Raw genomic sequence first — 308 nt, 5'->3', positions numbered from 1 at the left:
ACCCACTGTCGTTGAAAAGCCAGGGGATGACTTGTGGATCGGAGTGAAAGGCTAATCAAGCCCGGAGATAGCTGGTTCTCCCCGAAAGCTATTTAGGTAGCGCCTCGGACGAATACCACAGGGGGTAGAGCACTGTTTCGGCTAGGGGGTCATCCCGACTTACCAACCCGATGCAAACTCCGAATACCTGTGAGTACTATCCGGGAGACACACGGTGGGTGCTAACGTCCATCGTGAAGAGGGAAACAACCCAGACCGCCAGCTAAGGTCCCCAAATACCAGTTAAGTGGGAAACGATGTGGGAACTG

Annotated in this window: 1 rRNA gene; it reads left to right on the top strand. The window is 53.9% G+C overall.

Annotated features, from left to right (window positions below):
* Nucleotides 1–308 (top strand): 23S ribosomal RNA (locus BIU98_RS17510); the annotation flags it as partial.

Source organism: Curtobacterium sp. MMLR14_010, from assembly GCF_001865015.1.
Classification (GTDB): domain Bacteria; phylum Actinomycetota; class Actinomycetes; order Actinomycetales; family Microbacteriaceae; genus Curtobacterium.
Note: the sequence above shows the minus strand (reverse complement) of the source record. Positions and strands in the feature narration are given on the sequence as shown.